We start from the raw sequence: 15,069 nt of genomic DNA on the forward strand, positions 1-15,069 counted from the left end.
GCGCGTAGCGCTGTAACATTTCCTTATAGGTAAGTACATCCGGACCGGCAATATCAAAAGATTTATTATATGTTTTTCTGTTACCCAGCACCCCGGTTAGAAAATGCATAACATCCCTAATAGCAATAGGCTGGGTTTTAGTAAGGACCCACTTAGGTGTAATCATTACCGGTAGTTTTTCGCAGAGGTCGCGAATTATTTCAAAAGACGAGCTTCCCGATCCTACAATAATTCCTGCTCTTAGAACCGTAAGGTTATATTCACCTTGCGATAAGATCTCTTCAACATTTTTCCTGGACCATAGATGTTTAGACAGGTTTTGATCATTAACTATACCACTCAAATAAATTACTTGTTCTACCTTGGTCTTATTGACGTAGTTATTAAAGTTATAAGCGGTTTTGGCTTCCATTTCATCAAAATCGCGGGTGGATGTACTCATGGAATGGATGAGGAAATAGGCGGCTTCAATATCCAAAGGTATTTTTCCCTCTTCGACGGGTTCTAAAAAATCGATCTCAACTATTGAAATCTTTGATTGGGTCTCAGAATCTATGGAAAGCCGTTCTTTGTTTCTAACTGCACATATTAATTCATGCCCCTCTTCCAGCAAGTGTGGTAGTAATCGCATTCCAATATATCCGTTAGCTCCGGTTAAAAGTATTTTCATCGTTTACAAATCTTCTACAGAAGTAGGTAAATTGTCCGCTTTAAAATCCAGTATTTTTTTAAAGAATTTCTGAATGGCTTTGGTATCTGATTTTACTTTTATAAAGTAATGGTCGCGAAAAATTGAATAAACCGCAAAATCACCTTTATAAATAGTAAGCTTATAATATGGTATGACCAGAGCATAGGTCTCTAAAAGGGAACGGAATCGCACGATTATCCCTTTTGGACGCATTTCCACATTGCAGCTATTCAGATTATTATCTAAAAGCAGAAGGTTCCTAATTTCTATACTCGTTTCCGTAATAATTAGTTTGGGAGAGCCTATTCCATTCATTGCCCAACGTTCTCTTAAAGTAAAAGGTTTACCTACTTCGCTATCAATTTTCCGTGTAATATCACTATTGTTGTAAGATACGTTTACCAACATGGTTTATATTTTACTCTATATTTTTTCGCAAGGGCCAAATTTCCGGAATTACGCAATTACCAAAAAAGACGCCTAAAACTGTATATTTTTGTAATCACTAAAAGCTTCGAACTATAAAAGTCTAAAAATTCATTAGTTTTGCAGCCTTAATTGGGTAAATTTTATGAATATTCAGGAGGTAATTCAGACAAAAGTGATAGAGGCTGTGGCTTCGATCTATAATATTTCATTACCCACAGTAGAATTTCAACCTACAAGAAAGGATTTTGAAGGAGATATAACTCTGGTCGTTTTCCCTATGCTTCGCTATGTAAAGGGCAATCCTGAACAAATTGGGATCCAAATAGGCTCCTATCTGGAGCGTGAACTAAATGAGGTTCAGGGATTCAATGTAATAAAGGGTTTTTTGAATTTGGTAATTTCAGATTCTTATTACACAAAATTCTTTAATTCTATCAAGGATGATTATAGTTATGGACGTAAGCACGAGCAGGAGAGCAATGCCGTCTTAGTTGAATATTCTTCCCCAAATACCAATAAACCATTGCACCTCGGTCATATAAGAAATAACTTACTCGGTTATTCCGTGGCAGAAATTCTAAAGGCCAATGGCAATAAGGTTTATAAAACACAGATTATTAATGACCGGGGTATACATATTTGCAAAAGTATGCTTGCCTGGCAAATGTTTGGGAATGGCGAGACTCCCCAAAGCACGGGATTAAAAGGGGATAAATTAACGGGCCTGTACTATGTTAAGTTCGATCAGGTTTATAAGAAAGAAGTTCAAGATCTTATCGCCTCGGGGATGGATAAAATACAGGCTGAACGCGAAGCTCCGATGCTTTTGAAAGCCCAGAAAATGCTCCGTAAGTGGGAAGCAGGAGATTCTGAAGTAGTTTCGCTTTGGAAGAAAATGAATGGCTGGGTATATGATGGGTTTGACAAAACTTACGCAAATCTGGGTGTAGATTTTGACAAGCTCTATTACGAGAGTGAGACGTACCTGCTTGGAAAAGACGTTATTGCTGAAGGAATAGAAAATGGTATATTTTACATAAAGGAAGACGGGAGTGTGTGGATAGACCTCACCGATGAGGGGCTTGATGAGAAAATTGTTCTCAGGGCAGATGGTACCGCTGTTTATATGACACAGGATATAGGCACCGCGATTCAGCGTGTAAAGGATTTTCCTGATATCGGCGGAATGGTCTATACTGTGGGAAATGAACAAGATTATCACTTTAAGGTATTATTTCTTATACTAAAGAAACTAGGTTATTCCTGGGCCGAACATTTATACCATCTGAGTTACGGGATGGTAGATTTGCCGGAAGGCAAAATGAAAAGCAGGGAAGGAACTGTAGTGGATGCAGATGATCTGATTGATGAGATGACGAACACCGCTGCAAAAATCTCTCAGGAATTGGGGAAACTTGATGATTACTCTGAAGAAGAAAAGCAAAAATTATATCGCATCATTGGTCTCGGAGCGTTAAAATATTACATATTAAAGGTTGATCCTAAAAAACGAATTTTATTCAATCCGGAAGAATCGGTCGATTTTCAGGGAAACACGGGTCCTTTTATCCAATATACTTATGCCAGGATTCAATCTATTCTTCGGAAGGCCAATTTAAGCGCTAATGACTTATTAAATCCACTTAAAAAGGATCTCGAATTGCATGCTAAAGAAAAGGAATTAATAAAATTGTTGGAAATCTATCCTGAAACCGTTCAACTGGCCGCTGAAAATTACAGCCCGGCTTTAATCGCTAACTATTCCTATGATCTGGTCAAAGAGTTCAATTCATTTTACCAGCAAGTTTCTATTTTAGGAGAGTCAGAGGAAGCGATAAGGATATTCAGGGTACAACTGGCTAAAAAGGTAGGTGAGGTAATTAAATCTGCTTTTCAACTTCTGGGCATAGAAGTACCTGTACGAATGTAAAAAGACCGCCTTTTGGGCGGTCTTTTTGATGTGCATAGCACATCTCCTACAAATTTTATTTCTCTTACGCTTTCTCTGAAGTAGCAACTACTGCAAGGTTATATACCACTAAGCCGAAACCAATTTTATTGATAGCGTCTCCTATATTGTATACAACGTCCATAGAAAGTCCGCCAAAAATACCTTCATACCATCCTGGTGTTCCTGCCATATAACCTAATGGGTATATAGCCCATCCAACAAGTACAAACCAACAAAGCATTTTGTGGGCCTGTAGTACAGGTCCTCCTGCTTGTACAGCGAGCTTCTTTGCAGTACCCAGCCATATTTCATAAACAATTATGAAGTAAGCTATACCGGAAATAAGACCCCATAACCAAGCGGCATCTCTGTAAACGGCTTCTCCCAGGTAACCTGTAACAAGCATAATTACAGATAGAACAATAAGCCTCCACATAAGAGACCTTTTTGCTCCGGCAACCTTGAGGATTAAAAAGAATTCAACGCACATCAATGGCACCGTAAGAATCCAGTCCACGTAGCGAAAGAAAGTAGGCGATTCTCCGAAATCTGCCCAATAATCACGCATGTACCAGTAGTGTACTGCAGCGATAAAAGTAATTAATCCTGAAACTAGGATTGATGTTCTCCATTTTTTATCAAAACTGTTCATTGACAAAAAGAAAAAGGCTGATGCAGCCATCATGGCCATACAACCTACAAAAAAGGTAAAGCCCACATAGTCATTGGTGGCTAGTTTGGCAATCAAGGGGAATGATAATAAAAAATTTTCCATATGAATTTATTTAGTTAATTTTGTTCAGCTAAACTAGTTAAAAGTTAAACATAAAATGTTTAATAATATGTTAAAATAATTGAACAATATTGCTAAATTTGGAAAATAAAGAGGTAGATTTTACGAAGTTGCAGGGTGCCACGCTTATTGCCACCTTTTTTTCATTGTGGCTAGCGGTATATTTTGAGCATGCTGTAGAAAATTTACTTGCTTATATTCTGATCCTTTCCTTCGGAATGCTTCATGGTGCCAATGACATTAAATTGTTACAGGTTGAAGCTAAAAAGAAATCTAAACCTTATGATTTTTTTCGAATACTTGCCTATTACGTCCTTTTTGTACTTAGCGTAGCTGCGTTGTTTTATATACTCCCTGGCGTTGCTTTGGGTTTATTTATTCTTTTCAGTGCATACCATTTTGGTGAACAGCACTGGATCTCGAAAATTAGGGGCAATAAACTTTTCCTAATCTTTTTTTATACTGCTTACGGACTAGTTATCCTATTTCTATTGTTTGCAGCTCATCATACAGAGGTGAGTGACATTATTTTTGACATCATTGGGTTCTATATAGATAATGCGTATTACCGGATAACACTAGGAATATCCGCTTTTATATTTGTCGTACTATATCTGATAAAATATAAACAAAGTAAAATCAATATTTTTCTTGAATTATTTTATTTACTGGTGTTCTTCATTATTTTTAATACCGCATCTCTGCTTTGGGCTTTCGCCATATTTTTTATTTTATGGCACGCCATCCCGTCACTGGCAGACCAGATCACATATCTGTATGGCGATCTGTCAAGAAAACACTTTATGAAATATGTGAGATCGTCCTTGATTTATTGGTTAGCGTCTGTAATTACACTTGTAATTTTGTTTTTTTTCATTGATGGAAGTAGTGAGGGTTTTATTCCCTTCTTATTCTCTTTCCTGGCGGCAATTACATTTCCGCATGTACTGGTAATATCCGGACTGAACAAAAGTTAAAAACTAATTCTGAAGCTTACATTAGGTGTAAAGCCTAAAGAGACACTCTCAATGGTAACTATTTCATCTTGATCGTTTAAACTGTAGTAGGTATTCAATATGTTTTCTTTATTAAAAATATTGAGGATTGAAGCTCCGGCGGTAGCTTTTACTCTTTTTGAAATATTAAAATTATAAATCGCCGAGGCATCTGCTCTAAGGTAATCTGGTAAACGGCTGCTATTAGGTTCTTTATAAATTATCGATGCCGGGAAAGTTGTAAAATCTACAGAATTTGGCCCGTCAATTGGTTGCGTATAAGGTTTTCCGGTTCTGTAATTTATTCCAAGACTAAGCTTTAAGTTATTATATGTATAGGTTCCGGCAAAGGTCATGGTATGGCGAATATCGAGATTGTTTGGAAATACATTCGGCACAATATCTTCAAAGGTGTAATTATTCAAATTATAGGCATAGCTAAACCAGGTACTGAAATAGGCATTTTTATAATTTATTAGAAATTCGAGTCCTTTTATATCATATTTTCCAATCTCACCATTAAACTGGTTTTGGTTCTGAAAGCCTTGTGTTACTGTGCTGATACCATTTACTTCTTTATAGTACCCTTCAAGGCCAACGAACCATCTTCCCTTATCATAATTGAGCCCTATTGAACCCTGTTTGCTTTTTACAATAGGCAAATTTGGGTTTCCCGGAATTGTATCATTTTTATTGTTAGATAACATCCATCGTCTTTTTTCAATACCAAGAAAATTTTGTTCCAAATCTATTATCTGATTAGTAGTCTGGTTTTTAAACTCCCCTTTTATTTCTAATTGAAAATTTGGATAGATGGAATAACTAAGGTTTAAACGAGGTTCGACAATAATTTCATCAAAATATTGCACATTTACAATATAGTTCAATCGACCACCTCCTCTTGCGACTAGTTTCTTGTTGGGTGAGGCATAGGAAATTTCACTATATATAGAATTTGTGCGTATTACGCCTTTGATATTACTCTCAAAGGGTGGTTGTGTTACATCAGTAAAATTGGAGATACCCACTTCTGAAAATTGATATCCATTTAGCCAGTCCAGCGTAGGAGTGAGCTGGTAATTGGTATTTAACTTAACGGAGGTCTCAATTACCTCATTTCTTTGATCAAGGATTTGTTGCCCATTATTTATTCGGTTTTCAGAATCAAGATTGTAGTTAGAATAATAAGCATTTAATTTTGTTGAGAACCTGTCCGTCCATTCACTTTCAAGATTTCCTCCAAAGGAAAGATTTGTTTGATTCAGGTTACTCTCGTCTGTTCTTGCAGCACTTACTGAAGTTTCTGTATAGTCCAGGTTGTTGTTGATATTAATAAAACTAAATCGCGCCTTATGCTGGTCATTAATATCATATAATACTTTGGCAGTAAAATCGTAGAAAAAGAATTTTTCATCCTGATTGATATCAGTATTGCTTTGGCCCGAAAAACTCTCAATATCTGTATCCTGAAAGGCCCTTTTAACAAACTGATTATAAGTAGGAGTGTTTACAAGATCTGTTATGGAACGCCTGGCTGAGAATTGAAACGCTAATTTATCTGAAATTGGGACTTGTCCGTGAAAATCTGCGCTAATCATATTAAAGCCGGCTCCTCCAAAGAAATCCCCCTCAATATTATTTTTGGATTGCATGTTTATGATTCCGCTTACCCCATCTCCATATTCCGCACTTGTCCCATCTTTAATTATGGTAACATGCTCTGTTAAATAGGGATTAAAGGCAGAAATTAATCCAAAAAAATGACCGGATTGATACATTTTAATATCATCCCATAGAATGAGGTTTTGATCGTTTGTGCCTCCTCTTATATTGATATCCGATACAGTTTCATCAATACTTTTTATTCCAGGCAGGGCCTGCACGGTTTGAAGGACATCGGGTTCTAAAAGTCCCGGAAGAATACCGAAATCTTCAGTATTAAGCGTAATACTGCCGTCTGTTTGTTTGGTAAGGCCCGTGGTCAAAAATTTAAAAATCACAACTTCGTCCAGCTGTTGATAGTTAAGGCTAAATAAGAGCTTGGTACAGGGATTTTTACTTACCAGATTCTCAGCGGTTACATATTTTGGTTTAAATCCTATATGTTTTATTCTAATGGAAGCTTTTCGCGGAATATTATCCAGGGCAAACCGGCCGTTCATATCTGTTATTGTAGAAATACTGCTGCCCAATACTTCTACCGATGCACCCGGGACGCTATTCTCACTGTAATTATCCAGGATATATGCGCATATATCTACTGTTGTACTTTTGGATAGTGTATAATAGCGGTCGCTTAGCTTCTTTATTATTAATTGGGTCTGATTCTGAATATTATCTAAAATATCCTCAAGAGAACCACCTTCGGGAGTACTCACCTGTAAAGGTTGAAGATCTTCGTCAACGTAAGAAAATTTGACATCAAAATCCTTCTCTAACTGCCGGATATAGGTAACCAGGCTAATATTTTTTGGGAAGGTTTTTACCTGTGCCCTTCCAGAAAAAAGGGCAAGCAAAAGTATTAGGTATAAAAGCAGTATACTATTTAGGCGCGTTTTCGGCATAGAATAGCACGTTGTTCCCTTCTAATTCATACTTTATCTGAGAAGGAGTACTAATACTCTGTAACGCCAAATTTATGTTTGTGTTGCTAAAAGAGCCGGTAAATAATTGCTCAAGATTAATATTTTGAGTTTTAACCTCAATATTATATTGTCTTTCAAACTCATTCAGGACATACTTCAAAGGAATACTTTTAAAAGTACTTTCATTGCTCATCCAGGAAGGAATAGTATTTACAGGAGCTTCCGTTTTCAATACATTACCGTTTATGGCCATAAAAGAATTACCGGCAGGAAGTTTTGTTTCCTGACCATTAAACATAACACTCACCAGGCCTTCATAACAGGTAACCTCAAAAAATCCTTTTCTATTTTCAACATTAAACTGCGTACCCAATACGGTAACTAAACCGTCTTTTGTGGCGACTGTAAATTTTTGTCCTTTGGCAACCTTAAAGAATGCTTCCCCTTGAAGAGATATATTTCTTTCTTTATCCCAATTTTTTTCGCTGTAAGTTATCCTCGAATCCGCATTTAAGATAATCTCAGAATTGTCCGGAAGCATCACTTCGCTACGTTCCGCAAATTGAGTAGAAACAGATTCATCTAAAGTTGAAATATAAAAGTAAGATGCGGCAAAAATTACTGCGATAGCAGCTGCAATGCGCAATATCTTACGCATTGGATTCATCTTAATTACTTTAACGTCTTTCTGCGATGTATTGTTTTTGAAATCATTCAAGGCCTTATCCACATCAAAATCCGGTGCTTTTAATGCACCACTGACATCGATTAACTTCTCATACGAAGCATACTCAGCAGATTTTTTAAATACTGCGAGTTCTTCCTCGGAGAGCTCATTATTCAGCCATTTCGCTAAGTAATTTTCTTGCATGATTTCTAGCTTTATAACTTTAAAACAATTAATTCTAAAAAAACCCTACCCCTCAAACAAAAAAAATTCAAAATATCCGGGGACTAATCCCTTGCATATTATTTAAATACCTTCTATTTGATCTCTAAGTGATTTTAAGGCAAGATGCATTCGCTTTTCAATAGCTTTTACACTTACCCCTTCCATCTCGGCAATTTCTGCATATTTTTTACCATCAATTCTATTTAACAAAAAAGTGGTTCTCTGATTTTCAGGAAGACTATTTAAGGCCTTATCAAGTTTTTCCTTATACTCCTTTTCTTCCAACAAGAATTCCGGTGATTCATAAGAAGTGTCATTTGACTTATTAGCATACTTTAAACGGACCTTTTCTGCTTTGATAACATTTAAATAAAGGTTATTTGCCACAGTATAGACATAGGACTTTGCTTTTTCGGCACTAACTTTTGCGCAATTCTCCCACAGTTTAACAAAAGCTTCCTGAACTACATCATAGGCCTTCTCTTCGTTTCCGAATTTATAATATATATAGTTAAAAACCGTTTTGGAATTAGCTTTGAAGAGGCTACTAAACACTTCCTCCTCACATACATTGTCCATAATTTTTTAGTTCTTATCGTTGGTTTCGTGCCAAAGATATTTTAAAAAAAATTAAAAATGGAGTAGGGTATTTTAAAATGTAATTGTTTTAGAGTTGTACGAACAACAAATAAATCCAAATCGTTATGAAAAAGTTTTTTAAGTATTCACTACAAACTCTGCTTCTTGTTGCGGCATTTTCTTTTAATGCATGCCAGGAAGCATTTGAAGAATTACCGCAACCAGATGAACAGCAAACTATAAATGCGAGTTCCTCTACTGCTAAGCTTATTGAAAATACCGCATCCTATGACGGTTCTTTCGATAATATAGTCGATGGTGCCAGCTGTTTTGCTCTTGAATTTCCATATTCCGTCAGAGCAAATGGCGTTGAAATTACCATTGAATCTAAAGAAGGGCTTCACCTAATTGAAGAAATATTTGATGAATTGGTAGATGATGAGGATTTCCTTGAGATCATTTTTCCTATTGTTATCACACTTGCCGATTTTACTGAAGTTGAAATTGCTGGAATTGATGACCTGCGCGAATTGGCTGCGCAATGTGTTGAAGGTGGAGAAGATGATGATATAGAATGTATAGATTTTGTATACCCTATTACCATATACACTTTTGATATCAATGAGGTTGAAACAGGTTCGGTTACTGTAGAATCTGATAAAGATCTTAGAACATTTTTTGCCGGTTTGGACGATAATGACTTAATCGGGATTGACTTCCCTGTAGCCATGGAGCTTTATGATGGGACAAAAATTGAAGTGAGGAGCAATGCGGAATTGGCAAATGCTATTGAAATGGCCAAGGAGGCTTGCGACGAGGATGATGATGATGATTATAATGATGACGATTTTACTCAGGAACGTTTAGAAAATCTATTGGTAGAATGCCCATGGTTGATTCATGAAGTTATTAGAGATGAAGTAAATCAGTCAGATCAGTACTTTGAATATGTAATGAACTTTACTGAAGATGGTGGTGTAACCGTTAAAGATAGAATGGGTAACAGCCTGATGGGTGGCTGGAGCACACGAGTAACGGATCATGGAATACTTCTTAATCTTGAATTTGATGTATTGGTAGATTTTAACCTTGAATGGTTTGTATACGAAATTGGAGAAGGTAAGATTAAGCTTTACGCGGAAGGTGGGAACAGAATTATAATGCATAGCGTATGTGATCTTTTCGATACTGATCCCAATACCTTAAGAGAGATCTTGAAAGAATGTAACTGGGTTATAAAAAAGGTAATAAAGGATGGCCAGGAGATAGACAGATTACTTGGTTATGAGTTTAACTTTTTACCTGAAGGATTACCCCTGGGTACTGTAACCCTTAGCAATGGTCAAAACACTTCTGAAGGATTATGGGAAATTACTACTAATGAGCAAGGCAGACTTGTCATGGCGATTGACATGCCATCAGAAGAAGGAGTATACTTTGAATGGCCTTTATCTGACCTGAGAAATGACAGATTAAAGTTTAAAGTTGAAGAGATAGGTTACGAGCTGGTTCTGCAGAGAGTGTGTGATGACAATGCCAATGATGGCGATGTTGCTGAGATCAGAACCTTTATGATGCAAGGTGATTGGGTAGTAGCCGAATATGTAGACGGTGAAATTGATAAAACGGACAATTATGTGGGTTACACCTTCGATTTCATGGCAAACAATTTAATCAACACTACGTCTTCAGAAATGGGCGTTTCTTATCCGGGTCTGTGGAGAGTTCTTAGAAATAGTGATGGTAAGCTTAAGGTGTACCTGAACTTTGGAGAAGTAGATATTCTTGATGAACTTACTGAAGATTGGGTATTTGATTCAATCACCGATAATAAAATAATACTTAAGGATGTTAGTGATGATCCTGGTACTATGGAAAAAGTGAGCACACTTATTTTTCAAAGGATACCCACAACTCCTTAACGGGAAAAATATTTAAAATACCTTATTTGCCCCCTATTTTGCTGAAAAGGGTAGCTTCTTTAAGAAGTTACCCTTTTCTCTTTTATATTTCTTCCAAGAGCCTTCCATCATCCCATTGTTATTATTAAATTTGCACTTCGCCATAATTGACATAAAAGATGTTCGATAATTTAAGTGATAAACTGGATAAAGCTTTACATGTCCTCAAAGGACATGGACAGATTACGGAAATTAATGTTGCTGAGACTACTAAAGAAGTAAGAAGAGCCCTCCTCGATGCTGATGTTAACTTTAAAATTGCCAAGGAATTTACAAACAGGGTAAAAGAAAAAGCCCTGGGTCAGAATGTTTTGACCACCTTACAACCTGGCCAGCTGATGGTCAAAATTGTTAAGGATGAACTTACGCAATTAATGGGTGGAGATGCAGAAGGGATTAATCTTTCCGGTAATCCATCTGTTATACTTATGTCTGGTCTTCAGGGATCTGGTAAAACCACTTTTTCTGGCAAACTTGCAAATTATCTAAAACAGAAAAAGTCTAAAAATCCTTTATTGGTAGCTTGTGATGTCTACAGACCCGCGGCTATTGATCAGTTGCATATTGTTGGAGAGCAAATAGGCGTGGATGTGTTTTCTGATAAGGAGAACTCAGATCCGGTTGCCCTTGCAAAGGCCGGTATGGCCTATGCCAAAAGTAATGGTTTCAATGTAGTGATCATTGATACCGCAGGGCGTTTGGCAATTGATGAGCAGATGATGACTGAAATTGCCAACATCCGCAATGCGGTAAATCCGCAGGAAACGCTTTTTGTGGTAGATTCCATGACCGGTCAGGACGCTGTAAATACGGCAAAGGCATTTAATGATGTGCTTAATTTTGACGGTGTAATTCTAACCAAACTAGACGGGGATACCCGTGGTGGTGCAGCCATATCCATTAAGTCTGTAGTTGATAAACCGATAAAATTTATTGGTACAGGTGAGAAGATGGATGCAATAGATGTTTTCCACCCGGCGCGAATGGCCGATCGTATACTTGGTATGGGAGATGTCATTTCCCTTGTAGAGCGTGCACAGGAGCAATTTGATGAGGTAGAAGCACGAAAAATTCAGAAAAAAATTGCCAAAAATAAATTTGGCTTCGATGATTTTCTCAATCAGATACAGCAGATTAAGAAGATGGGCAGCATGAAGGATCTCATGGGGATGATACCGGGTGCAGGTAAGGCCCTTAAGGGAATGGATATAGATGATGATGCATTTAAACATGTTGAAGCCATTATTCACTCTATGACTCCTGATGAAAGATCTAATCCTTCAAGTCTGGATGCAAGCAGGAAAAAAAGAATCGCCAAAGGAAGCGGTCGCAGTATACAGGAAGTAAATCAATTGCTAAAGCAATTTAATCAAATGAGCAAAATGATGAAAATGATGCAAGGTGGCGGAGGTAAAAAGATGATGCAGATGATGCAGAACATGAAATAATAGTTTTTAAACCTAATAATTAGTTACTAAATGACCCTTCTCAACGGTAAAGAAATTGCAAATCAAATTAAAGATGAAATAGCCGCTGAGGTAGGCGAAATAAAATCACGAGGGGAGAAAGTCCCTCATTTGGCTGCTGTCCTTGTTGGAAACGACGGTGCCAGCCTTACCTATGTGGGAAGTAAAGTGCGCTCCTGTAAACGCATTGGTTTTGAATCTACTCTTAAACATTTACCCGAAGACACATCAGAGGAACAATTGTTAACGATTGTAAATGAACTAAATAACGACCCCGAAATAGATGGTTATATAGTGCAATTACCTTTGCCTAAACACATAGATGAACAAAAAGTCTTACTGGCAGTTGATCCGGATAAAGATGTAGATGGTTTCCATCCTGCAAATTTTGGTAAAATGGCCCTGGATATGGAATCTTTTATACCTGCTACCCCATTTGGTATTATGGAATTATTACGAAGGTATAAAGTGGAGGTAGAAGGGAAACATGCCGTTGTTATTGGTCGCAGCCATATTGTAGGCAGGCCTATTAGCATATTGCTTAGCCAGAAGGATAAATTTGCCAATGCCACTGTGACCTTAACGCATAGCCGGACCAAAGATATAAAAGCCCTAACCCTGCAAGCAGATATTATAGTTTCTGCCCTGGGAGTACCCGGTTTTCTGACAGAAGATATGGTACGTGAAGGAGCTGTAATAATTGATGTCGGAATTACGAGAGTACCCGATGAAAGTAAAGAACGAGGCTACTACATAACAGGTGATGTTGATTTTGAGGCGGTTAGTAAAAAAGCATCTTATATTACACCTGTTCCCGGTGGAGTAGGTCCAATGACTATTGCTATGCTACTTCAAAATACACTCCTTGCACGAAAAAGGCGAACACAAAAAGAAGAGTAAAACTATCTTTTTAAATTGACCTGAATATTGCACATAGAAATTTGATGGTTTGACGGAATTGAGTACCTTTTCTCTCAAATTTAATCACTATGTTCAAACCTGCTTTATTACTTGGTATTTTATTTATTTTCTTGTCTGGATGTCAGTCAGCTTCTGAAAATTCATCCAATATTAATTTTAATGTTTCTTTCTCAGATAATATAAGTTCTCAGGCGCAGGATGGTCGATTACTATTGATGCTATCTACAAATGATGACGCTGAACCTCGTTTTCAGATAAATAGCGGACTTAACACGCAGTTAATCTTTGGGATGAATGTAGATGGAATGGCACCCAATTCTGAACAGAGTTTTGATGCCAAAAACTTTGGATTTCCGTACTCCAGTTTGTCTGAAGTACCCCCGGGAGAATATTGGGTACAAGCTTTATTGCATGTCTATGAAACCTTTAATTTAAGTACGGGTCATACAGTGAAATTACCCATGGATAATGGCGAAGGCCAGAAGTGGAACAGGTCTCCGGGAAATATATATAGTAAGCCGTTTAAGGTTACCATACCGGAAAATGGTGATTTGGAGATAGCCGTTGTAATGGATCAGGTGATTCCGCCTATTGAAGAACCCGAAGATACAGAATGGATAAAACACATTAAGATTCGATCCGAAAAGCTTTCAGAGTTTTGGGGAAGGGATATGCATTTAGGAGCCCATGTACTATTGCCTAAAGGGTTTCAGGACCATCCGGAAGCAAAGTATCCGCTTATGATATTCCATGGGCATTTTCCGGATGATTTTGGAGGATTCCGAACGGTTCCACCAGATCCAAACCTTGAACCGGATTATTCGGATCGCTTTAAGGTTAAGGGCTACAATATCATACAGCAACAGGAGGCATACGATTTTTACAAAAGATGGAACGAACCAGATTTTCCCAGGTTCCTGATCATAGAAATACAGCATCCTACTCCTTATTATGACGATTCATATGCAGTGAATTCTGCCAGCCAGGGTCCTTATGGTGACGCCATAACTCATGAGCTCATTCCGCATATCGAAAAAGAGTTTAGAGGCCTGGGCGAAGGATGGGCTCGTTTTTTATACGGAGGATCTACAGGGGGCTGGGAGGCTCTCGCGGTTCAGGTAAAATACCCGGAAGAATATAATGGCTGTTTCGCTGCCTGTCCAGATCCAATAGATTTCAGTGCTTACGTTCTTACCAATATCTATGAAGATGAAAATGCCTATTACTACAAAAGTGAACATAAAACATTGGAGGTACCTGCTCACAGAGACTATTTAGGCCAGATTCAATCTACCGTTAAGGACGAGAATTATCTGGAATTGGTACTGGGTGATAAATCGCGCTCCGGACAACAGTGGGATATTTGGGAAGCCACCTATTCCCCTCAGGGAAAAGAGGGATACCCTGAGCGAATTTGGGATAAAATGACCGGAATTATAAATCCGGAGGTTGCAAATTACTGGAAAGAGAATTATGACCTCCGCCATATTCTGGAAAGGGACTGGGATAAGTTGGGAGAGAAGTTAAAAGGCAAGATTAATATTTACTGTGGGGATATGGATAACTATTATTTAAACAATGCGGTTTATAAAATGGAAGAATTCCTCGAAAATACCTCTGATCCATATTATGGGGGAGAAGTTTTATATGGGGACAGGGCAGAACACTGCTGGAATGGAGATCCGGAGGAGCCCAACCATATTTCCAGGTTAAGATATAATAGTATGTATGTCCCCAAGATTATGAAGCGAATCGCAGAAAGTGCGCCTCCCGGAGCTGATCTGAACAGTTGGATATACCCCTGAT

12 protein-coding genes are annotated in these 15,069 nt (G+C 37.7%); 6 read left to right on the forward strand and 6 right to left on the reverse strand.

The genetic code is table 11. The features are described 5' to 3' along the window. Both Q0X89_RS14765 and Q0X89_RS14770 read right to left on the reverse strand, forming a co-directional pair. On the reverse strand, nucleotides 1-670 hold a 670-nt coding region (locus Q0X89_RS14765; protein WP_297695517.1), incomplete at its 3' end, for an NAD(P)H-binding protein. Nucleotides 671-673: 3 nt separating this feature from the next. After that, a complete protein-coding gene (locus Q0X89_RS14770) occupies nucleotides 674-1,099 on the reverse strand; it encodes a hypothetical protein (protein WP_297695519.1) in 426 nt (141 codons plus the stop codon). Between the two features lie 163 nt (nucleotides 1,100-1,262). On the opposite strand from Q0X89_RS14770, the gene argS reads away from it, so the two are divergent. Continuing rightward, complete coding sequence (gene argS, locus Q0X89_RS14775; protein ID WP_297695521.1) at nucleotides 1,263-3,050, forward strand: arginine--tRNA ligase; 1,788 nt, start codon at nucleotides 1,263-1,265, stop codon at nucleotides 3,048-3,050. A 64-nt stretch (nucleotides 3,051-3,114) separates the two neighbouring features. Here argS and Q0X89_RS14780 read toward each other — a convergent pair whose 3' ends face one another. Continuing rightward, a complete protein-coding gene (locus Q0X89_RS14780; protein ID WP_297695523.1) occupies nucleotides 3,115-3,846 on the reverse strand; it encodes a bacteriorhodopsin-like in 732 nt (243 codons plus the stop codon). Nucleotides 3,847-3,944: 98 nt separating this feature from the next. Here Q0X89_RS14780 and Q0X89_RS14785 point away from each other — a divergent pair, with 98 nt between their 5' ends. After that, entirely contained in the window at nucleotides 3,945-4,841 is an 897-nt protein-coding gene (locus Q0X89_RS14785; RefSeq protein ID WP_297695525.1) for a Brp/Blh family beta-carotene 15,15'-dioxygenase, read from the forward strand. Here Q0X89_RS14785 and Q0X89_RS14790 read toward each other — a convergent pair. The 3 genes from Q0X89_RS14790 to Q0X89_RS14800 all read right to left on the reverse strand — a co-directional run bounded on the left by Q0X89_RS14790 (nucleotide 4,838) and on the right by Q0X89_RS14800 (nucleotide 8,915). Further along, nucleotides 4,838-7,423, reverse strand: coding sequence for a TonB-dependent receptor (locus tag Q0X89_RS14790; protein WP_297695527.1), 2,586 nt, complete (start codon nucleotides 7,421-7,423; stop codon nucleotides 4,838-4,840). The two genes, Q0X89_RS14785 and Q0X89_RS14790, sit on opposite strands and share 4 nt — an antisense overlap. Beyond that, a complete protein-coding gene (locus tag Q0X89_RS14795) occupies nucleotides 7,401-8,315 on the reverse strand; it encodes a FecR family protein (protein WP_297695529.1) in 915 nt (304 codons plus the stop codon). The genes Q0X89_RS14790 and Q0X89_RS14795 overlap by 23 nt, the downstream gene beginning before the upstream one ends. A gap of 102 nt (nucleotides 8,316-8,417) precedes the next feature. Next, entirely contained in the window at nucleotides 8,418-8,915 is a 498-nt protein-coding gene (locus Q0X89_RS14800) for a sigma-70 family RNA polymerase sigma factor (RefSeq protein WP_297695531.1), read from the reverse strand. Nucleotides 8,916-9,040: 125 nt separating this feature from the next. On the opposite strand from Q0X89_RS14800, the gene Q0X89_RS14805 reads away from it, so the two are divergent. The 4 genes from Q0X89_RS14805 to Q0X89_RS14820 all read left to right on the forward strand — a co-directional run bounded on the left by Q0X89_RS14805 (nucleotide 9,041) and on the right by Q0X89_RS14820 (nucleotide 15,068). Next, nucleotides 9,041-10,837: a hypothetical protein gene (locus Q0X89_RS14805; protein WP_297695533.1), complete on the forward strand. Its 1,797-nt coding sequence runs from the start codon at nucleotides 9,041-9,043 to the stop codon at nucleotides 10,835-10,837. A 158-nt stretch (nucleotides 10,838-10,995) separates the two neighbouring features. Beyond that, the gene (ffh, locus tag Q0X89_RS14810; RefSeq protein ID WP_297695535.1) at nucleotides 10,996-12,324 is read left to right on the forward strand and encodes a signal recognition particle protein; all 1,329 of its coding nucleotides are present in this window, start codon (nucleotides 10,996-10,998) and stop codon (nucleotides 12,322-12,324) included. Between the two features lie 30 nt (nucleotides 12,325-12,354). Further along, nucleotides 12,355-13,242 (forward strand): bifunctional methylenetetrahydrofolate dehydrogenase/methenyltetrahydrofolate cyclohydrolase FolD, encoded by an 888-nt coding sequence (gene folD / locus Q0X89_RS14815; protein WP_297695537.1) that lies wholly within the window; start codon nucleotides 12,355-12,357, stop codon nucleotides 13,240-13,242. 89 nt (nucleotides 13,243-13,331) lie between these two features. Next, a complete protein-coding gene (locus Q0X89_RS14820) occupies nucleotides 13,332-15,068 on the forward strand; it encodes an alpha/beta hydrolase-fold protein (RefSeq protein ID WP_297695539.1) in 1,737 nt (578 codons plus the stop codon). Nucleotide 15,069 lies beyond the last annotated feature (1 nt).

It is taken from the genome of uncultured Eudoraea sp. (assembly GCF_947258525.1).
Taxonomy (GTDB): Bacteria; Bacteroidota; Bacteroidia; order Flavobacteriales; family Flavobacteriaceae; genus Eudoraea.